Here is a 23,165-nt window from a genome sequence, read left to right as displayed (position 1 = left end):
GGGCTCGCCCGGTCCTCAGGACGTCGGGTGCGTACGTCCGAAGCAGCGCTCCAGTTCGTTCAGCTCGTAGAACGTGCTGCCCTTGGCCACCGGGCGGCAGCCCTGCTTGAACGCGGTCTCCTTCTCGTTGTAGAGCATGCGTACGAGATAGGTGTGGCCCTTGCGGAACACGTCCCACTGGATGTTCGCGGCCATGGGCGCCACGGACGCGCCGCGCCAGGGGTTGTCGGCGTAGGTGTACGGGCGCTGGGCGGTCACCGGCTTCGTACTGCCCGGCAGGCCCATCAGCGCGGCCAGCGGGATGATCTCCTCGGCGTGGGTGAAGCGCAGCTCCGCGCCGAGGTCGCTGGTGCCGTCCCGCCTGGCCTCGGCCTTCTTGAAGAAGTCGTCGAGCAGCACGCCGGCCATCTTGTAGGTGATGTCGCTGTCGGCGAAGCCGGGGCCCTTCTCGTAGAAGTCCTCGGCGTCGCTCAGATACCCGAACCAGGCGGCGTCGCGCGGCGCGATGTACCGCTCCATGTGCCAGCCACGGCCGCCCGGGCTCTCGGCGCTCATCGCGGGGGCGATGCCGTAGAGGTTGTAGACCGCCTCGGCCGCGTCGACGTCGCTGCCGATGTCCGAGAACCCTCCCGCGGAGATCCGCGCGACGAACGCCGGTTTGAAGATCTTCTTCAGTACGTTCACGGCGGCGCGGTGCGTGGCCGGCTGGTCGGTGACGCTCTTGAGGGTGTCCGCGAGCCGCTTGTCGTTGTCGATGTAGTCGCGGTACGCGGCGCCCCCGGCCGCCTTGTGGAAGTACAGCAGGTCCTCGTCCGCGCGGGCGGGCCCGATCAGCGGCTTCAGCGCCGGGTCGGCCTCGGCGAGCGCGGTCGCGAACTCGCCCGCGCTGTCCACCGCGCGCCCCTGCCCGGAGCTGACGACGTCGATCGGCTCACCGTCCTTCGCGATGCGCGCGAACAGCCCCGGGAGCCGCTTCTCCATGCGTACGGCGGTGTCCTGGATCTCCTGCCTGCCGCGTCCGCTCAGGTTCCCGTACCCGACCTTGGCCATGGCGCTGAGCAGCGCCCGCACTTGAGGTCCGAACTCCTTGCCCGCCCTGGTCAGCTGGCCCTCGCTCGCCGCCCGGTCCCACAGCTTGAGGACGAGGTCCCCGTCCTCGCTGTCGGTCGCTGCACGGGACCCGTGCCGGGAGACGTTCTCCGTGAACACGGGCTCGAATCCGCGGGGTACGGCTTGGTACGTGCGCGGGTTCTGGCCGGGTTCGTACGAGGCTTTCGTCCCGTAGCTGTCGCTGTTGCTGTACCTGCCGCTGCTGTTGCGGCCTTCGGCCGAACTGCCGACCGGGTGGCTTGCGGCGTGGGCCGGCAGCGCGCCGGAGAGGAGGGCGCACAGGGCGAGGGCGGGAGTGAGGCCGGGGGCAAGACCGAGGGAGAGGCGTCTCGTGGGTCGTCGCTTCATGGGTGGGCCGTCGTTTCGTCGGGCGGGGAGGCCGTGTCCGCGGTTGTGGCCTCTGGGAGGGGTTCGAACGATCCGTCGCGGAGGATCGAACGCTCCGTCGCGGATCGAACGATCCGCCGCATCGTTTCCGCCGCGGGCCAACGGCCGGTGACCTGGGCGTGGCTTGTTTCCGACCGGTGGTCCATGGGGGGACCATGGGCTGGTCAAGGGTGGGTTTGCCGGTTCTCGGCCGCGTTGTGACCGGCCGGGCGGTGGCGTGACACCGGGTCCATTTTCGGACAGTTTTCGGATCCCGAACGGTGAATGACGCCTGGTTCGGGCGCCCCTGAGGTGCTCAAGACACTCAAAGCGGGCCGGGAGAGCGTCGGGCGATGTCGCGCGTGTCCGCCGCGGTTGCTCGCGGAGAGATGCTCCGACCAGCAAAAAGCCCTCCCGGAGGGGAGGGCGGGGATGGGCGCCCCCGGCAGGACTCGAACCTGCGGCCAAGCGCTTAGAAGGCGCCTGCTCTATCCACTGAGCTACGGGGGCCGGGTGTGGTGGCCTGTGGTGCTGGTGCCCGGGTGTGGGCGGGTCCGTGACCTTGCCGGGGACAAGGATAGAGCGCCCGGGTCCCTGTCCTTGGTGCTTCGCCTCCGTGGCTCGATGTGGAGGTTCAGTGAAGCGGTCCTGATAATCGCAGGCAGGTGCGAATCGTGCATCGCTTTTGGCGTCTCACGCCCCGGGTGTTGTGCACTCGTTATGCCTGCGCCCCATGCGTCCCTTCCGCCTCGTATGTCTGATCGGCGCGCAGACATGCTCATATGCTTCAGAAAGCCTCCAAAATTGGGCATTCTTCGCATGTGGTGACCTTGGACGTACGGCCTCAGCTTCTCGACGCACTTTCCGCCCTGCGCGACCGTGTCGCCGCCGCACGCTTCCCGCTGCCCCTGGCGGGGGCTCCACGCGCGCGTGCCAACCGCGACGAACTGCTCGCGCAACTCGACGACTATCTCGTGCCCCGGTTGAGAGAACCCGAAGCACCCTTGCTCGCCGTGATCGGAGGATCGACCGGGGCGGGCAAGTCCACACTGGTCAACTCCCTTGTGGGACGGCGGGTCAGTGAAGCCGGGGTACTGCGGCCCACGACACGCACCCCGGTGCTCGTGTGCCACCCGGAGGACCATCACTGGTTCAGCGGTATGCGCGTACTGCCCGACCTCACGCGCGTGTGGGTGCCCCAACAGGACGCCCTGGACGATCCGCTGCTGCCGGGTGAGGACGACGGGCGCGTGCTGCGCATCGAGACCGCCGACACCCTCCCGCGTGGACTCGCCCTCCTGGACGCGCCCGACATCGACTCCCTCGTGGCCGACAACAGGGTGCTCGCCGCCGAACTGATCTGCGCTGCCGACATCTGGGTGATGGTCACCACGGCTGCCCGGTACGCGGATGCGGTGCCGTGGCATCTGCTGCGTACCGCGAAGGAACACGACGCGACGCTCGTCACGGTCCTCGACCGGGTGCCCCACCAGGTCGTGTCGGAGGTGTCGCGTCAGTACGGCGCGCTCCTCGCCAAGGCGGGACTCGGCGACGTACCCCGCTTCACCGTGCCCGAGTTGCCCGAGTCGGCATGGGGTGGGGGGCTGCTTCCGGCCACGGCGGTGGCGCCCCTGCTCGCCTGGCTCACGGAACAGGTGGAGGACCCGGGAGCCCGACAGCAGGCGATGGCACGCACGGCGTACGGGGTGCTCGACTCGCTGAAGACACGGATGCCCGAGCTGGCCGGTGCGGCGGCCGCGCAGTACGCCGCCGCCCTGCGGCTCACCGCGGCCGTCGACGGGGCGTACGACAGCGAGCACGCGCGCGTACGGGGCCGTTTGCAGGCCGGGGCCGTGCTCGCCGGTGACGCGCTCAAGCGGTGGCGCAGCTATCCGCTGGACTGCACCGCCGGCGAACTGCTCGACGCGCTCGCCGAGAGCCTGGCCGCGCTGCTGCTGTGCGCCGTCACCGCCGCCGACGAGCGCATCGACGAGGCCTGGCGCCGCGAACCCGGAGCGTCCGCGCCGGGGCTGACGGACCGTGATCCGACGCTGGAGAGCGCCGAGCACCGTATCGGGATGGCCGTACGGCGCTGGCGGCGGACCCTCGAGGAGTACGCCGAGGAGGAGGTGCGTGCCCTTGAGAAGAGCGTCGCGCCGGACCCCGAGGTGGTGGCGGCGCTGGTCGCCACGGCGCTCCTGGGCGGCCGTCGGGCGCGCTCCGCGGGGGAAGGGCTCGCCGAGCGGATCGGGGCCCACGGCGCCCTGCGGCTGCGCGACAAGGGCGGGCGGCTGCTCAGCGACTACCTCGACAAGACCCTGCACACCGAACGGGAGCGGCGGCTCGCGCCGCTCGACGCACTCGACGTGCACCCCGAACCCCAGGCCGAACTCATCGCCGCGCTGTCCGTACTGCAGAAGGAGAGGTGATCGTGGTGACCGCCGTCACGGACCACACGGATCACGCCGATCACCCCGGAGACGACGAGGGGCGTGCGGGCATTGGGCACGCGCGCGTGGAGGACGATTTCGTGACCGACCGCAAGGACGCCCCCAAGAAGGACGCCCCCAAGAAGGACCCCGGCACGAGGGACGCCGACAAGACGGACGCAGACAAGACGGACTTCGACAGGAACGACGTCGGCAAGAAGGACTTCGGTAAGAGGAACTTCGGCAAGAAGGACTTCGGCAAGGACGCAGGCAAGAGGGGCGCCGGCAAGGGCGGTGTCCGTTCGGAGAGCCGCATGTTCGGGCTTGTGACCGTGGAGATCGACGACTACCCCGAGAAGCCCCCTTCCGGGGACGACGCGGACGTCATCGACGGCACCGACGGCATCGGCAACAAGGGCCGCGCGGACGGCGCGGCGGGCGCGGACGCCGCCGACGCGGCGGAATCCGGCGTCTCCTGGGACGACGGGCTGATCGCGCGGCGCGTGTCCCCCACGGCGGAGGGACAGGCCAGGCCCGTGAAGGAGGCAGTCGTGGACAGCAGGCCACCCGTAGTGACCCCTCTCGCGTACGACGGGTCGCTACGGTCCCGTCTCGACGCGCTGCGTGAACTGGTGGGACTCTCCCGCACCCGGCTCGACAGCAGGACCCTCGCCGAGGCGGGACAGGTCCTGGACGAGGCCACCGCGCGGCGCAGGCTCTCCGGGCAGCACACCGTCGTCGCCATCGCGGGCGCCACCGGAAGCGGCAAGTCGCAGCTCTTCAACGCGCTCGCCGGGGTGGCCATTTCGGAGACCGGGGTACGCAGGCCGACCACCGCCGCGCCCATCGCGTGCAGCTGGAGCGACGGCGCGGCGAGCCTCATCGACCGGCTCGGCATCCCCGGGCGGCTGCGACGGCGACCGCTGCAGAGCGCGGAGGCCGAGGCGCAGTTGCGCGGGCTCGTCCTGGTGGATCTGCCCGACCACGACTCCGCGGCCGTCCAGCACCGTGAACAGGTGGACCGCATCCTGGCGCTCGTAGACGCCGTCATCTGGGTCGTCGACCCGGAGAAGTACGCCGACGCCGTGCTGCACGAGCGCTATCTGCGGCCCATGGCGGGACACGCGGAGGTCACCTTCGTGGTCCTCAACCAGATCGACCGGCTGCCCGGGGAGGCCGCCGACCAGGTCCTCGACGACTTGCGGCGGCTGCTCGACGAGGACGGGATCGCGCTCGGAGAGTACGGCGAGCCGGGCGCGACCGTCCTTTCGCTGTCCGCGCTCACCGGGGACGGCGTCCCGGAACTGCGCGAGGTGCTCGGTCACTTCGTGGCCGAGCGGGGAGCGGCGGCGCGCCGGATCTCCGCCGATGTGGACGCGGCAGCGGCCCGTCTGTGGCCGGTCTACGCGAACCGGCGGCAGGCCGGGCTCACCGAGGAGGCGCGCGACGAGTTCGCCGACCGGCTGGCGGACGCGGTCGGGGCCACGGCGGCGGGCGAGGCGGCCGAGCGCGCGTGGCGCCGCAACGCCAACCGCGCGTGCGGCACGCCCTGGCTGCGACTGTGGCGCTGGTACCAGGACCGGCGCGAACCAACGACCGGGCGCCTCTCCGTACGGACCCACGCCGACGAGGAGGCCACTGCACGGCAGCGCGTCGAGCAGGCGGTCCGTACGGTCGCCGAGCAGGCCGCGGGCGGACTGCCCACGCCCTGGGCGCAGGCGGTGCGCGAGGCGGCCGTACGAGGGTCACAGGGGTTGTGCGAGGCGCTCGACGAGCTGGCCGTACGAGCCGGTGCGCCGGTCGGACGGCCGCCGAGGCCCGGCTGGTGGCCGGTCGCCGTACTGGCCCAGGCGGCCATGACGATCCTCCAGGCCATCGGCGGGCTCTGGCTGCTGGGGCAGGTCGTCGGCTTCATGTCGCCGAATCTCGGGGTGCCGGTGCTGCTGATGGTGATCGGCATCGTGGGCGGGCCGGGCGTCGAGTGGGCCTGCAGGCTGGCGGCGCGCGGGCCGGCGCGGCGGTACGGGCTGGAGGCGGAACGACGCCTGCGGGACGCGGCGGCCGGGTGCGGCCGGGCCCGGGTCCTCGATCCGCTGGCGGCGGAGCTGCTGCGGTACCGGGAGGTGCGGGAGCAGTACCTGCGGGTCACGGGGGTCGGCGTCTAGGGCCCGGCTGACGGTTCGCGAGGCTGGGGGAGGGAAGCGTCGGACAGGCATTGGCGGGGTGAAGTCCTCGTTCGGGTGGCGGAGTTGTCCACAACCGGGCGGTAGCCCACAGCGCTCAGCGGGCTCGGGCCGGCGGAGGCAGTCTGGAACCGCGGCGATCACGACGCGATCACATCGCGATCCATCGGGTTCGCCGCACCGGACGCAGCCGTACGGGACGGGCCCGTCGGCGTGGGCAGGGAGGGATTCCGCGATGAACGAGACGACGGTGTGTGTGGTGGGGAACGTGGCGACGCAGCCGGTGTTCCGGGAGACGGCGATGGGCGCGTCGGCGAGGTTCCGGCTGGCGGTGACGCAGCGGTACTGGGACCGGGAGAAGAACGCCTGGACGGACGGGCACACCAACTTCTTCACGGTGTGGGCCAATCGGGCGCTGGCGACGAATGTGCAGGCGTCCATCTCGGTGGGCGAGCCACTCGTGGTGCGGGGGAGGCTGAAGATCCGCACCGAGCAGCGCGACGGGCAGTCGCGGACGGGCGCGGACATCGAGGCCACGGCGATCGGCCACGATCTGGCGCGCGGCACGGCGGCGTTCCGGCGGGCCCACAAGGGCGAGACGCCGTCGGAGACACCGGCCAGGCCGGAGCCCAACTGGGAGACGGAGCCGGCTGCTCAGGCGGCCGAGACCGCTCAACAGCAACAGGGGCTGCGGGAACAACAGCATCAGGAACAACAGCATCAGGAACCGGCTCTGGTGACGTGACATCAAGTACACGCCAGGTACTGGATTCACCGTCTGACCGAAGTGCGGCTTATCGGCGAATCTATTCCGAACGGTCCCCATGGATTTGTCGATAAGCCCAGCTCACGCCTCATCTCGGCGATAACGATTCCGAGTCGGATCGCTTGTCCGATGTCATGACCGGGGAGAGAGGTGCGCCCCGTCCTTAGGATGCCGGGCATGGCTCTCGGGGCCGCTGATTCTGCTGGTGGGACCGTAACCCCCCACGTCAACGGGTCCTGCTCGAAGGGGAATTCTGTGCTTTCTTCGTTCTCTGCGTCGTCCGTGCGCGGGCGGGGCGCCGCCCGGCTCGCCGCGGTGGCGCTGGTGTCCGGACTCGCTGCCGTGAGCGCCCTGACGGCGGCGGGCACGGCCGCCGCCGACGAACTCCCCCTGAGCCGGGGCGGCGCGACCGCCACCATAGGTGAGCTGAAGACGTCCGGAATCGCCGTCATCCACGAGAACGGCGAGGACAAGCAGGTGCCCGCGGGGCTGTTCGAGATGTCCGTCGACAACGGCGGCACCCTGCAGACGTACTGCGTCGACCTCCACAACCCGACGCAGATGGACGCCAAGTACCAGGAGACGCCCTGGAGCGGCACGTCACTGAACGGCAACCCGGACGCGGGCCGGATCCGCTGGATCCTGCAGAACTCCTACCCGCAGGTGAACGACCTCGCCGCGCTGGCCGCCAAGGCCGGTGCGAGCGGTCTCACCGAGCAGGACGCCGCGGCCGGCACACAGGTGGCGATCTGGCGGTACTCGGACGGTGCCGACGTGGACGCCGTCGACCCGCAGGCGGAGAAGCTCGCCGACTATCTGCAGCGCGACGCGCGCAACCTCGCGGAGCCCGAGGCGTCGCTGACCCTGGACCCGCCCGCGGTCTCCGGTCACGCCGGTGAACTGCTCGGCCCGGTCACCGTGCACACCAACGCGGACAGCGTGACGGTCACGCCGCCCGCCGACGCGACCAGCGGAGTGTTGGTCGTCGACAAGGACGGCAAGGAGATCACCTCCGCGGCCGACGGCGGCGAGCTGTTCTTCGACGTCCCCGAGGACACCGCGGACGGTTCGGCCGCGCTGACCGTGCAGGCCTCGACCACCGTGCCGGTCGGCCGGGCCTTCGCCTCCGAGACCAGGAGCCAGACCCAGATCCTCGCCGGCTCCAGCGAGTCGACGGTCTCCGCGACGGCCACCGCGAACTGGGCGAAGACCGGCGCGATACCCGCGCTGTCGGCCGAGAAGAACTGTGCCAAGGGCGGCGTGGACATCACGGCGGTCAACGCGGGCGACGAGGCGTTCACCTTCGAGCTGATGGGCGTCGAGCACACCATCGCGGTAGGCGAGTCACAGACCGTGACGATCCCGCTGCAGGAGGACCAGGCGTACGACTTCACGATCAAGGGGCCGAACGGCTACGAGAAGCGGTTCAAGGGCGTACTCGACTGCCGGACGCAGAGCAGCACCGCCGGCGAGACGACCCAGACGCTGAGCGAGCCCAGCCCGGCCACGGTGGGCGGCACCTCCGCCACCACGGTCGACCTCGCCGAGACCGGCGCCTCCAGCTCCACCCCGGTGATAGCCGGGATCGCGCTCGGCCTGGTCGTGATCGGCGGCGCGGCGGTGCTCTTCGTCCGCAAGAAGAAGACCCCCGAGCAGGACTGAAGGAACGAAGAAGGCGGCCCGAAGAAGACGGCGGCCCGAAGACGGCACCTTGACAACTGGACAGTGGGTAACCGCTCGCTGACTCCTTGACGCCCCGCCCGTGCTCCCGCCCCGTCCCCATGGCCGCACGGCCCCGGCCCGCCCTTCGGGGGCCCGGGGCCGTGCGGCGATCACTGGGCCACGCCGGCCAGCAGCCAGCGCCGAACGGAGACTTCGAGCAGAACACGCTCTCCGTCCGGTGTGCGCGGGGCGGAGACGTCCCATGCGTACTTCTCGGCGAAGGCCTCCAGGACCTCCTCCGGGAACAGCCCGCGGCGCAGCACCGCCTCCCCCTCGGCCACGACGGGAGACGTGCCGTCCTCCAGTGCCAGCGAGACCCGCGGGAACCTTTCGAGATTGCGGACCTTGACGGAGACCCCGTCCACACCGATCCACCAGCGGTCCCGCAGGAAGACGAACCAGACGGGAGTCACATGGGGAGACCCGTCCGGGCGCACGGTGCACAGCCAGACGTTCCTCTCCCGGACCAGCCGTTCGCGAACGGCGGCCCCGGGCGGCACAACGAGATCACTCATGCGCCCATCCCACCCGCATCCCGGCCGGAACACCTCGGCCGGACGACCCGAAGGTCTCAGGCTTAAGCCCTACGCCCATGGGTCAGGGCAGGCTCAGGGCGACGGGGATGGCGACGGTAAGTGACAGTGCGGTGACAGGAGTGACTGGGTGGCGTCCGGTCACTGGCCCCCGGCTCGAACGCGTTTCCTTCGAGGGGTGGCGGTACGGCAAGATGGGGTGTATCTGCCCACTGCCGATTTCAAGCGTCCGGACGGTTTCTCTTGGCTGAGTTCATTTACACCATGCGCAAGACGCGCAAGGCGCACGGCGACAAGGTGATTCTTGATGACGTCACCCTGAACTTCCTGCCAGGCGCGAAGATCGGCGTGGTCGGGCCGAACGGTGCCGGTAAGTCCACCGTTCTCAAGATCATGGCGGGCCTTGAGCAGCCGTCCAACGGCGACGCGTTCCTGACGCCCGGTTACAGCGTCGGCATCCTCATGCAGGAGCCGGAGCTTGACGAGACCAAGACGGTTCTGGAGAACGTCCAGGACGGTGCCGCCGAGCTCATGGGCAAGCTCAAGCGCTTCAACGAGGTCGCCGAGCTGATGGCGACCGACTACTCGGACGCGCTGATGGACGAGATGGGCAAGCTCCAGGAGGATCTGGACCACTCCAACGCCTGGGACCTCGATGCCCAGCTGGAGCAGGCCATGGACGCGCTGGGCTGCCCGCCCGGCGACTGGCCGGTCGTCAATCTCTCCGGTGGTGAGAAGCGCCGCGTCGCGCTCTGCAAGCTGCTGATCGAGGCCCCGGACCTGCTCCTCCTCGACGAGCCCACCAACCACCTCGACGCCGAGTCGGTGAACTGGCTGGAGCAGCACCTCTCGAAGTACGCGGGCTGCGTCATCGCCGTCACTCACGACCGGTACTTCCTGAACAACGTCGCCGAGTGGATCCTCGAGCTGGACCGCGGCCGTGCGATCGCCTACGAGGGCAACTACTCCACGTACCTCGACAAGAAGTCCACCCGCCTCAAGGTCGAGGGCCGCAAGGACGAGAAGCGTCAGAAGCGGCTCAAGGAAGAGCTTGAGTGGGTGCGGTCCAACGCCAAGGGCCGGCAGACCAAGTCCAAGGCGCGCCTCGCCCGTTACGAGGAGATGGCAGCCGAGGCCGACAAGATGCGGAAGCTGGACTTCGAGGAGATCCAGATCCCGCCGGGCCCGCGTCTGGGGTCCATCGTCGTCGAGGTCCAGAACCTCTCCAAGGCGTTCGGCGACAAGGTCCTCATCGACGACCTGAGCTTCACGCTGCCGCGCAACGGGATCGTCGGGGTCATCGGTCCCAACGGCGCCGGCAAGACCACCCTCTTCAAGATGATCCAGGGCCTCGAGACGCCGGACTCCGGTGCGATCAAGGTCGGCGACACCGTCAAGATCAGTTACGTCGACCAGAGCCGCGCCAACATCGACCCCAAGAAGTCGCTGTGGGCCGTCGTCTCCGACGAGCTCGACTACATCAACGTCGGTCAGGTCGAGATGCCGTCGCGGGCCTATGTGTCCGCCTTCGGCTTCAAGGGCCCGGACCAGCAGAAGCCCGCCGGTGTCCTCTCCGGTGGTGAGCGCAACCGTCTGAACCTGGCTCTCACCCTCAAGGAGGGCGGCAACCTGCTGCTCCTCGACGAGCCGACGAACGACCTGGACGTCGAGACCCTGTCGTCGCTGGAGAACGCGCTCCTGGAGTTCCCGGGTGCCGCGGTGGTCATCTCCCACGACCGCTGGTTCCTGGACCGGGTCGCGACGCACATCCTCGCCTACGAGGGCGAGTCGAAGTGGTACTGGTTCGAGGGCAACTTCGAGTCGTACGAGAAGAACAAGGTGGAGCGGCTCGGACCGGACGCCGCGCGTCCGCACCGTGCCACCTACAAGAAGCTGACCCGGGGCTGATCTCTTGCGGCACATCTACCGCTGCCCACTGCGCTGGGCGGACATGGACGCGTACGGCCACATCAACAACGTGGTCTTCCTCCGCTATCTGGAGGAGGCGCGTATCGATTTCCTGTTCCGCCCGGACAAGGATTTCCAGCAGGGGTCCGTGGTGGCACGCCATGAGATCGACTACAAGCAGCAGTTGGTCCACCGGCACCAGCCGGTGGACATCGAGCTGTGGGTCACGCAGGTCAGGGCGGCGTCGTTCACCATCGCCTACGAGGTCAAGGACCCGGACCAGGTGTACGTCCGGGCCCAGACGGTCATAGTGCCGTTCGACTTCGAGGCGCAGCGACCGCGCCGCCTCACCGCCGAGGAGCGGGAGTTCCTCGCGGAGTACGCGGACGACGAGGACGATCCTGCGGGGGCCGTCGCGGCATGACGGCCCTGCACCTCGCTGACGAGGGGGAGGCGGCGGATCTCGCCGCCTTCCTGGCCCGGCTGATCCACTACGACCGGGCGGCCGCGGTGCGGCTGCAGGCGTCGGGGACGACGCTCGCGGTGTTCGGTCGGCCACCGTCCTTCGAGGTGCTCGCGATCCGTACGGCACGTCTCGACAAGCCGTACGAGAACGGGCTCGACCTCTCGCTCGACGTGACCGTCTCGGCCGGTGAACTCCTGGAGTCCCTCGACGAGTCGGCGGCCACCGCGGCCGTGCCCGCCGCCGTCACCGGCCCGCCGTGGGCCGGGGTGCTGCCGCCCCGCGGCGGCTGGCGGTCCGAGCCGGGGCTGCCCGGGCCCGACGCCGTACGGACCATGGTGGCCGGGGCGGTCGCCGAATTCCGTTCACGCATCGACGAGTTGGCACCCGAGGGGCGTACGCGGAGCGCGCTCGACCGGATCGGGCGGGAGATCTGGTCCCGGCCGGTCGGCGACACCGAACTCCCCGTGCGGGCCGCGCACGCCGCCCAGTCGCTGGGATTCCTGCGGCCCGCGCGCCCGGCCGCGACCACGGGCCCGGCGGCGACCACGGCCAGGAACACGAACACGGCCGTGCCCGACGGGGCCGTACTGCGGCTGCTGTCGGCGGGTGCCTGGCTCAGGCTGCGTACGCCGTACGGGTCGATCGCCGTGCGCAGGGCGGGACTTGGGGCCTTGGACGTCAGCGTTCGCTGAGCGTCCTGCCCCGGTCGTTCGTCAGCCGTGCTCGCTGTCGTCCGGCCAGATGCCGATGTGGTCCGGTTCCAGTTCCAGGGCGACGCGGTCGCGCATGCCGAGGGCCTCGGTGTACTCGGCGGGGAGTTGCAGCCGGCCCGCGCGGTCGAGCATCGCGTACTCACGGGCCACCACCGTCTCGTGGCCGGTCGTGGCGTCGACCTCGGTGCGGCGCAGGACCTCCGTGGAGGTGCGGCCGTCGCGGATGGCGACCGTGCGGCGGACCTCACCGGCGACCGCCTGGTCGTGCGTCACGATGACGACCGTGGTGCCGAGGTGTTCGTTCGCCGTGCGGAAGGCGGCGAAGATCTGCTCGGCGGTGTGCGAGTCGAGTTCACCGGTGGGCTCGTCGGCAAGAAGTACGGCGGGGGCGTTGGCCAGGGCCACGGCGATGGCCACGCGCTGCTGCTGACCGCCGGACATCTGGAACGGGCGGCGGGCCCGGCAGTCGGCGACGCCCAGCAACTCCAGGAGTTCCAGGGCGCGTTCGGACTGGGCTCGACGGCCCCTGCGGCCACCGGTGAGCTGCATCGGCAGGGTGACGTTCTGGGCGGCCGTCAGATAGGGCAGGAGGTTGCGGGCCGTCTGCTGCCAGACGAAGCCGACGGTGTCGCGGCGGTAGCGGAGCCGGTCCTTCGCGTTCATGGTCAGCAGGTCGTGGCCCGAGACCCGGGCGGCGCCCGCGGTGGGGGTGTCCAGACCGGCCAGGATGTTCATCAGAGTCGACTTGCCGCTGCCGGACGCACCCACCAGCGCCATCAACTCGCCCTCCCGGACCAGGAGATCGAGACCCTGGAGCGCCTGGACCTCGACGCCGTCCGCGGAGAAGATCCGCACCAGCCGGTCGCAGGTGATCAGGGCGTCGTGACCGTAGGCGGGCCGGTCGCGCCGGGCGGCGGCACGTTCGGCCAGATCGGCGAAGCTGGGGCCGGTGGGCTCGGTGGTGGTCATCGGGCGACTCCCGTGGTGATCGTCTTGGAGGGCACGTCTCCGCCGGTGCCAGTTGTTGTCGTTGAGGGCGCGTTTCTGCCGTAGCCGCTCGTCATCGGCTGTCCCCCGCCCTCAGTTCCCGTACCGAGCCGCGTCGGCCCGTCCACCACGCCTGGCCCGCCGCGATTCCGGTGGCCAGGAGGAGGACGGTCAGGGCGGGCAGGAACAGGGACGCCGGGTCCGTGTGCAGGGCGGCGGTGCCGGTCGGGGGTGCGCCGCCGGGGGTGGCGAGGGCGATGGAGGTGAGGTCGATGCCCGGGGCCAGGAGACGGACCGCCGCCCAGCCGGTCAGGATGCCGCCCGCCGCGGCGAGGAGGGCCTGGGGCAGCGCCTCCAGTACGAGGAGTCGGCGCCCTTGGCTCCGGGTGAGGCCCATCGTGCGCAGCCGGGCCAGCAGGGCGGCGCGCTCGGGGGCGGCGCGCACCAGGGCGAGCAGCAGCGCGAGTACGGCGTATCCGGAGCCCGCCGCGACCGCGGCCGCGTAGACGCGTTCCGCGCCGGACTGGAGAGGGGAGTCGACGTAACGTGCCCGCTCCTCCGAACGCAGCCGTACGTCGGCACGGGCCGTGGGATCCGCATCGGCGCCCGTACCGGCGGCGACGGCCTTGCGGAGGGCACCCCCGCTCACGTGGTCGCCCGTCACCAGGAGTGTGGTCGGGCGCGCGGCGACGGTGCCGAGGCCGGCCCGGTCCACGATGAGGAAGTCCGTGCCCGGGAGGGCCGGGGTCAGGTCGCGTACGAGGGTGATGCGGACGGTGACGTCGCTGCCGTCCGACAGCCGCAGCGAGAAGGGGTGGGTGCCGTAGCGGTCGGCGACGGCGGAGGAGGCGAGGGCGGGAAGCGGGGCCTTCGCCGAGCCACTGCCGCCGTCCTCCGCCGAGCCTTCGGTGCCGGGCTGCGCCGAGTCGGCTGCGCTGGACTTTGACGGGTCGCTGTCGCCGGGCTTCGCCGAGCCGCCGTCGGTTCCGGGCTTCGACGAGCCACCGGCCGGAGAAGCCTTCAACTCGCCCGCCGGGAACGCCCCGAGACCCGTCCGGTCCGCGAGCCGCGCGTATCCCTCGGGGTCCACCCCGGCCAGGGGTACCGACTCCACGCCGGCTCCCGGCTTGGCCTCGTACGCGATGCTCAGGGGAGTGACCTCCTGTACGCCGGGTGCCGAGCGGACGCGCTCCGGCAGGGTGGCGGGGAGGGCGCTCTCCGCCTCGACGCGGGCGTCCGCGCCGAGGTTGAGCACGGCCGCTCGGTCCCGCGCGTCCGCGACGCCCGCGAGGACCGAACCCCCGAACGCGGCGGTGGTGAGCGCCGTCAGCAGGGCGAGCAGCGGGAGCACGGTGGAGACGGAGGTACGGCCCGCGCGGGCCAGCGACAGATGGCCGATCGCGCCGCGCATCCGGCCCGCGGGACGGGCCAGCCAGCGCAGCGGCAGCGGGTAGAGCCGGACCAGGACGAGCGCGGCGATGACTCCGATCAACACCGGGGCCATCGCGACGAGTTGGTCGCCTGAGCTGCCCAGGTCGCCGGAGGCGCCGGAGCCGAAGGCCTCGTCGGAGGTGCCCGACGTCCCTCGGCTGCGCAGCGCGAGCACCGCCGCCGACGCCAGCACGAGCAGCGTGAGTTCGGCGATGGTGCGGCGCCGCGAGGGACGTACGGACGTGAGGTCCTCGCGGGCCCCGTGCACCCCTACGACCCGGTGGGCGGCCAGGGCGCGCAGGGGCAGTGCGGCGCAGGCGAGGAGGGTGACCGCGAGGGCAGCCCCGACGGCGTACGGCGCGCGGCCGTACGGGACGAGAAGCAGCGCGCCCGCGAGGCCGAGTGCGCCCGCTGGCAGCGCGACCACCGCCGTCTCGGTGACGAGCCGCCTCGTGAGCCCGCGCAGGGAGGCGCCACGGGCACGCAGGAGGGCGAGTTCGGTGCGGCGGCGGTCGGCGGTGAGGCGGCCCGCCATCAGCAGGACGACGACCGCGACCGCACCGGTGCCGAAGGCGGCGACGGAGACCAGAGGCCGGACGCCGGAGCGGAGTTGGGCGTACGAGGCGAGGACCTCGTCGAGGTCGGTGCTCACGCCGGTGTCCGCGTCCGTGGAGTCGCGGACCTTCACCAGACCCGGGCCCGATTCCAGCGAGGCGACCGCGCTGCCCAGCCGGGACAGGTCGTGCGCGGTGAGCGCGGCGGGGTCCGGGGTGAGCAGCCAATAGCGCGCGGGTTCGCCCGGGGTGCCGAGGAGCACCGGGGCCGCGTCCGGCGGCAGCAGCAGGGCGCCCAGCCAGTAGGTCTCCGGCTCGCCGCCCTGCGTGGGCGGCCGGATCAGGGACGGGGTGCGAAGGAGGGGCTGCGTGGTCCAGTACGCGCTCTCGGGGTCACGCGGGGCGACGATGCCGGTGATGCGCACGGCGAGCGGGTCGCGCTGCATGCCGGGCACGTGGATCACCGAACCCACCTTGATGTTGAGGCGCTTGGCCGTCTCCGTGGTGACCGCGGCCTCCACCTCCCGGGTCGCGGCGGTCACCGTGTCCCCGGCGCGCGGAAGGCGGCCCGCGCTCATCCTGGAGTGCTCGGCGAGTCCGCTCTGCGCGGCGAGCGACATCTGCGCGGGCAGCCCGCTCGGCATCGGCAGCCAGGTCTCCGCCGCTTCGAGGCTGTTGACGTTGCGGACGCCGTACATGGACTGCGCGGGGTCGACGGCGAGCGGCCGTTCCACCACGTTCAGCACCCGCTCGTACGCCTTGCGCATGCTGGCCGGGCTCACGGCCGACTCCCGTTCCGACTGCGGGATGTACGTGCCGGGCTGCGGGGCGGACACCTGCAGGGAGGTCCTGGGCGCCGTCGCGTCCACGACGGCCCGGCGCAGGCCCGCGTCCTCGTAGCGTTCGACGGCACGGGGGAAGGCCGCGGCCAGACAGGCGGTCGCCATCACCAGGAGCGCGAGGGCGACCGCGGCGCCGGGGGCGGTGCGCAGTCGGGTACGGATCCAGGGGGCGACGGAGTGGTCCCGCCGCCGGAAGCCCGGACGACCGCCCGAGCCGGAGTCACGCCCCATCTCACTCACCGTCCTGCCCGTTGAGCGACTTCATCGATCGCAGCGAAGGAGCGGTGTCCTCCCGCCGCAGCGCCAGCACCGCGGTGACGGCCAGCGGTGCGACGACCACGGCGGCCAGCAGGAACGCGACCTGGCCGAGGGGCAGTTCCACCAGCACCTCCGGGACGGGCCGGCTCGCCCCGGACGTCAGCACGATCAACGGAATCACCGCCCGCGTCAGAACCGCCCCCAGCGCCACCCCCACCACCAACGCCAGCGTCATCAGCACACCCTGCTCGGCGGCGACCAGCCGCGCGAGCTGACGCCGAGGCGCTCCCAGCGCGCGCAACAGCGCGAACTCGCCGCTGCGCGCCTGCAACGAGCCCGCCGTGCTCACGGCGAAGCCGACCGCCGCCAGTGCCGCCGCGACCACGGACGCCGCCGCGAACGCCGCCTCCGGACCTGCCCCGAAGGGGTCGTCCCGCAACTGCTCGGCGACCTCGTCGCGCACGACCACCTGCGACGGCTCGACATCGGGCCGCTCGCGCAACTCCGCGGCCACCCGCGCCGCAGCCCCCGGCTCGGTCCGCAGCCACCACTCGCTGGGCGCGATGCTCTCCCCGTACCGCTGCTCCAACACCCGGTTCACGGACCGGAGATCGACCAGCAGCGCCCCGCCGGAGGGGTCCCCGCCGCCGGCGTCCTGGGTGGTCGGCAGCGCCCGTACGTGGTCAACGATCCGCACCGGTACGGCAGAGCCGCCGAAGGTCACGTCCACCCGTTGCCCCGTACGTGCGCCCGCGGCCTTGAGATAGCCGTCCGTGGCGACCGCCGCGACCTCGGGCACGTCGGGCCGGTCCACGCGCAGCCGGATCGTCAACGACGAGACCTCCCAGGCGTAGTCGCTGGGTACGTAACCGGTGCCGTAGCCGACCGTCAGGGGCTTCTCGGACTTCACGGTCGCCGCCGACGGGCTGGAGTCGGCCTCGGGATCCGCCGTACTGCTGTTGCTGCGGGACTTCGCCAGCCAGGACGCGGGCTGCGGAATGTCTTGCTTCGCCCCGTCGGCTCCCGTGGCCGTCAACTCCTCGACGGAGAGCAGGTGGCGCTCGGCGCGGCCCGTCGGCTGGAGCATGTCCAACTGCATCCCGGTCAGCGCCAGCGGCTCGGCGGCCCGGCCGGCCGGGGCCTCGGCCACCTTCGCCAGATCCAGGGTGAGTTGATGGGCCCGTCCGTCGGCGGGCAGTTCGCCGACGGGGACGCGGTAGGGGGTGCCGTACCGGTCCTCCAGCGTCACCGCCACGTCGGCCGACATCTCGGAGCGGAACGCCGCCGAGCCCGAATCCGAGCGTGACCCCGCCGAGTCCGAGCCCGACCCCTCAGTGGGCGACCCCTTCACCGGCGCGGCCTCCGCCCGTATCCGCAGCACCAGCCCCAGCCGCGTACTCCCCTTCGGCAGCACCGCGCCGGGCGACGCGGCCCCCTTCGGTCCGAGCCCGGCCAGCATCCGCCCCACCGGCTCCTGGGCCAGATCCCCGCGCATCAGCAAACCGTCCTCGCCCCCGGAGTCCGCCGTGTCCAGCGCCAGCACCGTCGCGGTCCGGTTCCCGGACAGCGGCAGCGTCGTACGCATCGCGGGAGCCGTCCCGTTCACGCCGTCGATCGCCGAGTAGATCCCGGCCTGGCCCAGTCCGCTCTCGCCCGCCCCGGTCACACGTACGGACGTGCCGGCCCGGAAGTCCGCCTGGTCGTCCTGCGAGCCGTTCCACGACGCGCCCTGGCCGATCGCGAGCATGCCCATGGCGATGGCGAGGACGAGCAGCAGGACGGGCCCGGCGCCGCGCATCGGACGGCGGCTGAACTGCCAGCCCGCGAGCGCCGTCGGCAGCCCCCGGCCGCTCGCCGCACGCCGCTCCGCGAGACGGGCGACGGGCGGCAGCAGACGCAGGGTGAGAACCGTTCCGGCGAGCAGGGCGAGCGCGGGTGCGGAGACGAGGAGCGGGTCGATGCCGAGCGTGCCCGAACGGTCGTCGGTGACGGCACCGGAGTTCTGGCGGCTCAACTGCCAGTACGCGACGGCCGCGATCACCAGCAGCCCCACATCCGCACCGGCCCGTACCGGCGCGGGCAGTGCCCGGGCCCGGCCGCCTCCCGAACCCCCGGTCAGCGCGGGCACGGTCACCGCCAGCGCGCACCCGAGGGCCACCCCGGCAGCCACCACCCACACACCGCCTGCCGTCACCGAGGTGTCCAGCCGCAGCCCGATCCGCGACAGCGCCCCCTGCCCGGCCAGCAGCCGCGTCAAAGGCCCGGCGAGCAGCGGCGCGCACACGGCGGCCGGGATCGCCAGCAGCAGCGCCTCCAACGCGGCGAGCCACGCCACCCGCCCGCGGGTTGCGCCGCGCGCCCGCAACAGCCGTGTCTCACCGGTCCGTTCGACACTCAGCAGCCGGGCCACGAGCAGCAGCGCGTACCCGGCGAGCAGCGAGAGCTGGAGCGCCACGATCAGCAGTGTCGAGCGGGAGACCAGCAACGACCTTTCTACGCGGTCCAGTTCCTCCGGCAACGATGTCGTGACGGCCGTGGTGCCGTGCAGCGAGGGGGACTTGAGCAGTGAACGCGGCCCGGAGCGCGCCGCGTCCCGCAGGGCGTCGATCCGCCCGGTCGTCACCGTGGAGAAGTCGGCGGACGCCAGCCAGCCGGTCTGCCCGGCGCTCACCGTCACGCCCGCCCGGTCCGATCCCTTTTTCTGCCCGCTGCCCGTCGCCGCCGCGAGGACGGTCGGATCGGCGAGCAGCGGCCCGTACGTCGTGAAGTCCAGCCTGCTGACCCCGCGTCCGCGCAGGTCCTCCAACTGCCAGTAGGGGGAGGTGACACGCGCGGGCCGGTACACCCCGGTCACCCGGATCCGGACCTTCGGCCCGTCGAACCGGTCGACGAGTGTCAGCCGGGCGCCCGCCTTCAGCGCGAGTTCCCGCGCGGCGGCCTCGGGAAGGGCGACCTCGATCTCGCGGTCGTCCCCGGGGGCACCGGGCAGGCGGCCCGAGACCATCCGCACCTGGGTCCGGTCGAGCGCCGCGAAGTGTGTGAGGTCCGGATCGCCCGAGCGTTCGGCGGCGGGCTGCAGCGACCTCGGCAGCGCGTACGGGCCCGACCGCGTCAGCGTCCGCAGTGTCACCGGCAGCCCGTCGAAGGTGCGTCGCGCGCCCTCCCGTACGGCCTTGTCGGCGGCGGCGCGTTCCTGCGGGGGCACGTCGGCCTTGACGATCAGCGTCGTGGCCGCCGCGCTCTCCTCGCGCCCGGCACCCTGCGAGGTGTCGAGCAGCGAGTGGCGCAGGGCGGCGTCACCGATCGCGCCGGAGTACGCGGTGAGGGTCGCCAGGACCGCCGTGGTGAGCACGACGGTGAGCAGCGCGGCGGTCAGCAGCAGTCGATGTGCCCGCACGCGCGAAAAAACGAACCCCGTCACCCGGCCCCCCGCCGTATCCCGGAATCCCCGTCATTCCGGATCTTCGAGCGATGCTGTCAGAGGTGACGGCCCCGGGGTAAGCGCTTGAGAACCGACTTTGACCGGATCGTGACCGGAATCCGGCGACACGCGACCGGAATGCGCGCGTCTACGGGGGTCGGCGACCGAGTCCAGCCCGACGGCTTTAGGCCGCGCGGGCGTCCGGCCCGGCGGTGCTCAGCCCTCCGTGTTCACCATCGACGCCGCCGCGTACGTCAGGTAGTTCCACAGCGTGTGCTCGTGCTCCTCAGAGAGGCCGAGCTCGTCGACGGCGACCCGCATGTGCTTCAGCCAGGCGTCGTGCGCCGCGCGGTCGACCGCGAACGGGGCGTGCCGCATCCGCAGGCGGGGGTGACCGCGGTTCTCGCTGTACGTGGTCGGGCCGCCCCAGTACTGGATCAGGAACAGGGTGAAGCGCTCCTCGGCCGGGCCCAGGTCCTCCTCGGGATACATGGGCCGCAGCAGCGGGTCCTCGGCGACGCCCTCGTAGAACCGGTGCACCAGTCGACGGAAGGTCTCCTCGCCGCCGACCTGCTCGTAGAAGGTCTGCTCCTGAAGCGTGCCGCGCGGAATCTCTTTCACGTCAGTTGGCCCTCACAAAGGTCGCTCCGGTCAGCCCCTGGTCGTCTCGGCCGGGGGTTCGGGGGTTGTCCCCCGGTGAATGCAGCACACCGTCCATGGTCTCAGACCGGGTGACCGAGGACTCAAGGCTTAGGACCACCCGAATCGAAGGGCCGGTTCCGGATCCTTCGACGGGCCGGTTGACGGGCCGGTTCCGGATTGTTGAAGGGCCGGTTCCGGATCGGTCGGCCCCGGCGCTCGCCTCCTGGCCCGTCCGGCAGCACAGTGGAGGTATGGGCGCGCACGCCATCGACCCAGGTCTCGACGACCTCGCCGCCACGGCGCGGGCGGCGCTGGTGCGCGAGATCGAGGCGAGCGGGGCCTGGATCACGGACCCGGTCTGGCGGGAGGCCTTCGAGAGCGTCCCGCGCCACCTCTTCGTGCCGTACTACTACGTCGGCGCGCTCAGTGGCGGATACGAGCGCCGGTGGGGCGAGGACCCCAGCCCGCGCAGGCGCGAGAACTGGGTGCGCGGCGCCTACGCAGACGCCCCGCTGGCCACCCGGGTGCGCGACGGCGAGCTGCTGTCGTCCAGCAGCCAGCCCTCCCTGATGGCGAAGATGCTGGCCGAGCTGGCGGTACGGGACGGCGACGCGGTCCTGGAGATCGGCGCGGGCACCGGCTACAACGCGGCCCTGCTCTCGCACCGGCTGGGCGACGGGCAGGTCACCACGGTCGACCTGGACCCGGAGATCACCGAGTCCGCCAGGCAGCACCTGGCTCTCGCCGGCCACCACCCCACCGTCGTCACCGGCGACGGGGCGCGCGGCTGCCCGGAGCGCGCCCCCTTCGACCGGATCATCGCGACCTGCACGCTCAGCACGATCCCGCGCGCCTGGCTGGCCCAGTGCGCCCCGGGTGCCCGGATCCTCGCGCCGTTCGCCACCGGTCTCATCGCGCTGCGGGTGCGCGACTCCGGGTACGCCGAGGGCCGCTTCCTGCACACACCCGCCTACTTCGTGCCCCTGCGCGGCGGCGGTCGGCCCGGGCCCGAACTCCCGGACGTGGACCTGGCGGAGCTGCCGCGCCGGACCAGGAACCACGAGCTGCTCCGCTTCCTGCTGACCCTGACGGCGGGCCGCCTCGACCCGCACGAGGCGTACGGGATCTGGGAGCACGAGGGGCAGCCGCCCCGGCAGCGGTACGGGATCACGGTCGACGGCGGCCGTGCCTGGGCGTGGCTGGACGACCCCGCGGGGCCGCACGCCTGGCCCCTGCCATGACCGTGCCGCCCGGTGCCTTTCGGTACCGGGCGGCACGGATATGTCTGTTCTCGCCTAGCCCCGACGGATCGTGATCGTCGTCCACGCGCCCACGTGCACCCGGTCGCCGTCCTGCAGCGGTACGGGGACGAAGGGCTGGATGGGCTCCTCGGCGCCGTTGACCGTGGTGCCGTTGGTGGAGTTCTGGTCGACGACCGCCCAGCTGCCGTCGGGCTGCTGGACGAGCACCGCGTGCTGGTGCGAGACGCCCGGGTCCTCCGGCGGCACCGCCAGGTCGATGTCCGGGGACTCGCCCGTGGAGTGACGGCGGCGGCCGATGGTGATCTGGTTGCCGGTGAGCGGACGCTGCTGCTCGGGGGAGTACGCGGGCAGGTTCAGCCCCGCGGCCTCCGGTCCCGAGCGCTGCATCATCGCCATGAAGTACTCACGGTCGGGTCCGATCGTGATGCTCCACGACAGCGGCTGTTGTTGTTGCTGGTAGCCGGGGGGCGCCTGCGTCGCGCCGGGCTGCGGGTAGCCGTAGCCACCGCCCGGGCCGCCACCGGGACCGGGCGGACCGCCGGGGCCACCAGGACCGCCGGGCGTACCGGTCGAGGGGGGCGGGAGCACCCAGTCGTCCTCACCGCCGCCGAAGGACTGCCCTCCGGGGCCGCCGGGCCCACCAGGACCGCCGGGACCCTGAGGGTGCCTGGTCTCCTGCGGGTACGCGGGAGGAGCGGGTGGGCCGGACTGCTGGTACCCCTGTGGAGCACCGGGACCGCCGGGACCGCCATGGCCACCCGGCCCGCCGGGACCGTTCGGCCCGCCGGGCCCGCCGGGCCCGCCAGGACCACCGAGACCGTTCGGGCCACCGGGGCCACCAGGCCCGCCCTGGCCACCGGGTCCGCCAGGAGGCCCACCAGGACCGCCGAAGCCGCCAGGCATTCCGGGTCCCGTGCCGCCAGGCCCGGGCGGCGGCGGAACCGGTCGTGACGGATCACCGGGGAAGCCCGAGGGGTTCTCGCCGTACGGCGGGATCGGCTCGGCGGGCCGGTTCATCTGCGAGGGCCGCGAGCCCTGGTAGTCGTACCCGCCGGAGGACTGTCCGGGCGGCGGCTGCTGCTGGAAGCGCAGCGCCGGGTTCTGTCCACCGGGACCACCGGGACCAGGACCGGGACCGCCGCCGGGCCCCGGAGGACGCGGCGCGGCCGGGGTGTACGACGTCGCCGTGTTCGTCAGGAAGTTCCACCGGCACTCCTCGCAGAACGGCGCCCCGCCCTCACGCGGAGTACGGCACTGCGGGCAGAGCTCGGCCGAGGGCGCGTCGGGCACCGCGGAGAGATGCGGGCGGCCACCCTGGCCGGGCGGCGGGGGCGAACCGGGCGGCGGATAGCCGTAGCCGGCCGCCGGGGGCGGCGGTGGAGGTGGCGGGGGCACGGCACCGGCCATGCGGTGACCGCAGACCTCGCACCAGTCGTCGGAACCCGACTGGTGTCCGTTCGGGCAGGTCGGCATGTCGGCGCTTCCCCCTCTCCTGTTCCGGCCCGAGAGGGCCGCAAATCGTGCAAACCGCTTGCGTACTGCTGGTTACTGCCTGCTTGTCACCGCGCTCGC

General features: G+C 72.0%; 15 protein-coding genes and 1 tRNA gene. 8 read left to right on the top strand and 8 right to left on the bottom strand.

Annotated features, from left to right (window positions below):
- Positions 1-15: 15 nt before the first annotated feature.
- Positions 16-1,458, bottom strand: a complete 1,443-nt coding sequence (locus ACN20J_RS18410) for a histidine-type phosphatase (RefSeq protein WP_419666335.1) — start codon at positions 1,456-1,458, stop codon at positions 16-18.
- Positions 1,459-1,913: 455 nt separating this feature from the next.
- A tRNA-Arg gene (locus tag ACN20J_RS18405) sits at positions 1,914-1,986 on the bottom strand.
- A 311-nt stretch (positions 1,987-2,297) separates the two neighbouring features.
- On the opposite strand from ACN20J_RS18405, the gene ACN20J_RS18400 reads away from it, so the two are divergent.
- The 4 genes from ACN20J_RS18400 (at position 2,298) to ACN20J_RS18385 (ending at position 8,516) form a co-directional block, all read left to right on the top strand.
- Positions 2,298-3,905 carry a dynamin family protein gene (locus ACN20J_RS18400; RefSeq protein ID WP_419666334.1) on the top strand — a complete coding sequence of 536 codons (1,608 nt, stop codon included), beginning with the start codon at positions 2,298-2,300 and terminating at the stop codon, positions 3,903-3,905.
- A gap of 5 nt (positions 3,906-3,910) precedes the next feature.
- The gene (locus tag ACN20J_RS18395; RefSeq protein ID WP_373310639.1) at positions 3,911-6,070 is read left to right on the top strand and encodes a GTPase; all 2,160 of its coding nucleotides are present in this window, start codon (positions 3,911-3,913) and stop codon (positions 6,068-6,070) included.
- Positions 6,071-6,323: 253 nt separating this feature from the next.
- Positions 6,324-6,833 carry a single-stranded DNA-binding protein gene (locus ACN20J_RS18390; protein ID WP_189837758.1) on the top strand — a complete coding sequence of 170 codons (510 nt, stop codon included), beginning with the start codon at positions 6,324-6,326 and terminating at the stop codon, positions 6,831-6,833.
- Between the two features lie 276 nt (positions 6,834-7,109).
- Positions 7,110-8,516: a TQXA domain-containing protein gene (locus ACN20J_RS18385; protein ID WP_259333352.1), complete on the top strand. Its 1,407-nt coding sequence runs from the start codon at positions 7,110-7,112 to the stop codon at positions 8,514-8,516.
- 170 nt (positions 8,517-8,686) lie between these two features.
- Here ACN20J_RS18385 and ACN20J_RS18380 read toward each other — a convergent pair whose 3' ends face one another.
- Positions 8,687-9,091, bottom strand: coding sequence for a pyridoxamine 5'-phosphate oxidase family protein (locus tag ACN20J_RS18380; protein ID WP_189837760.1), 405 nt, complete (start codon positions 9,089-9,091; stop codon positions 8,687-8,689).
- 261 nt (positions 9,092-9,352) lie between these two features.
- Between ACN20J_RS18380 and ettA the strand changes: the two genes are divergently transcribed.
- The 3 genes from ettA to ACN20J_RS18365 are packed head-to-tail and all read left to right on the top strand — an operon-like array spanning position 9,353 to position 12,175.
- The gene (ettA, locus tag ACN20J_RS18375) at positions 9,353-11,017 is read left to right on the top strand and encodes an energy-dependent translational throttle protein EttA (RefSeq protein WP_079052869.1); all 1,665 of its coding nucleotides are present in this window, start codon (positions 9,353-9,355) and stop codon (positions 11,015-11,017) included.
- 4 nt (positions 11,018-11,021) lie between these two features.
- A complete protein-coding gene (locus ACN20J_RS18370; RefSeq protein WP_189837782.1) occupies positions 11,022-11,441 on the top strand; it encodes an acyl-CoA thioesterase in 420 nt (139 codons plus the stop codon).
- Positions 11,438-12,175: a hypothetical protein gene (locus ACN20J_RS18365; RefSeq protein ID WP_189837783.1), complete on the top strand. Its 738-nt coding sequence runs from the start codon at positions 11,438-11,440 to the stop codon at positions 12,173-12,175. Before ACN20J_RS18370 ends, ACN20J_RS18365 begins: the two co-directional genes overlap by 4 nt.
- A 21-nt stretch (positions 12,176-12,196) precedes the next feature.
- Here the strand turns inward: ACN20J_RS18365 and ACN20J_RS18360 are convergent, their stop codons facing one another.
- From ACN20J_RS18360 to ACN20J_RS18345, 4 genes are all read right to left on the bottom strand, one after another.
- On the bottom strand, positions 12,197-13,165 hold the full coding sequence (locus tag ACN20J_RS18360) for an ABC transporter ATP-binding protein (protein ID WP_419666333.1): 969 nt from the start codon (positions 13,163-13,165) through the stop codon (positions 12,197-12,199).
- 91 nt (positions 13,166-13,256) lie between these two features.
- Positions 13,257-16,241 (bottom strand): FtsX-like permease family protein, encoded by a 2,985-nt coding sequence (locus ACN20J_RS18355; RefSeq protein WP_419666332.1) that lies wholly within the window; start codon positions 16,239-16,241, stop codon positions 13,257-13,259.
- A gap of 1 nt (position 16,242) precedes the next feature.
- Positions 16,243-19,665, bottom strand: coding sequence for an FtsX-like permease family protein (locus ACN20J_RS18350; RefSeq protein WP_419666331.1), 3,423 nt, complete (start codon positions 19,663-19,665; stop codon positions 16,243-16,245).
- Between the two features lie 240 nt (positions 19,666-19,905).
- Positions 19,906-20,310, bottom strand: coding sequence for a globin (locus ACN20J_RS18345; protein ID WP_055611684.1), 405 nt, complete (start codon positions 20,308-20,310; stop codon positions 19,906-19,908).
- Positions 20,311-20,582: 272 nt separating this feature from the next.
- Between ACN20J_RS18345 and ACN20J_RS18340 the strand changes: the two genes are divergently transcribed.
- Positions 20,583-21,572, top strand: a complete 990-nt coding sequence (locus ACN20J_RS18340; protein ID WP_419666330.1) for a methyltransferase domain-containing protein — start codon at positions 20,583-20,585, stop codon at positions 21,570-21,572.
- Between the two features lie 54 nt (positions 21,573-21,626).
- Here ACN20J_RS18340 and ACN20J_RS18335 read toward each other — a convergent pair whose 3' ends face one another.
- Positions 21,627-23,066, bottom strand: a complete 1,440-nt coding sequence (locus ACN20J_RS18335; RefSeq protein WP_419666329.1) for an FHA domain-containing protein — start codon at positions 23,064-23,066, stop codon at positions 21,627-21,629.
- Between the last annotated feature and the right edge of the window lie 99 nt (positions 23,067-23,165).

It is taken from the genome of Streptomyces sp. 2-1 (genome assembly GCF_048564895.1).
GTDB lineage: Bacteria > Actinomycetota > Actinomycetes > Streptomycetales > Streptomycetaceae > Streptomyces > Streptomyces phaeochromogenes.
The sequence above is the reverse complement of the archived record's forward strand: the minus strand, read 5'-3'. Positions and strand labels throughout refer to the sequence as shown.

What these genes read in the sequence shown, in the direction of transcription:
- ACN20J_RS18380 (WP_189837760.1), bottom strand. Translation starts at nt 9,091, where the DNA reads ATGAGTGATCTCGTTGTGCCGCCCGGGGCCGCCGTTCGCGAACGGCTG.
- ACN20J_RS18390 (WP_189837758.1), top strand. Translation starts at nt 6,324, where the DNA reads ATGAACGAGACGACGGTGTGTGTGGTGGGGAACGTGGCGACGCAGCCG.
- ACN20J_RS18410 (WP_419666335.1), bottom strand. Translation starts at nt 1,458, where the DNA reads ATGAAGCGACGACCCACGAGACGCCTCTCCCTCGGTCTTGCCCCCGGC.
- ACN20J_RS18335 (WP_419666329.1), bottom strand. Translation starts at nt 23,066, where the DNA reads ATGCCGACCTGCCCGAACGGACACCAGTCGGGTTCCGACGACTGGTGC.
- ACN20J_RS18360 (WP_419666333.1), bottom strand. Translation starts at nt 13,165, where the DNA reads ATGACCACCACCGAGCCCACCGGCCCCAGCTTCGCCGATCTGGCCGAA.
- ACN20J_RS18365 (WP_189837783.1), top strand. Translation starts at nt 11,438, where the DNA reads ATGACGGCCCTGCACCTCGCTGACGAGGGGGAGGCGGCGGATCTCGCC.
- ACN20J_RS18355 (WP_419666332.1), bottom strand. Translation starts at nt 16,241, where the DNA reads ATGGGGCGTGACTCCGGCTCGGGCGGTCGTCCGGGCTTCCGGCGGCGG.
- ACN20J_RS18340 (WP_419666330.1), top strand. Translation starts at nt 20,583, where the DNA reads ATGGGCGCGCACGCCATCGACCCAGGTCTCGACGACCTCGCCGCCACG.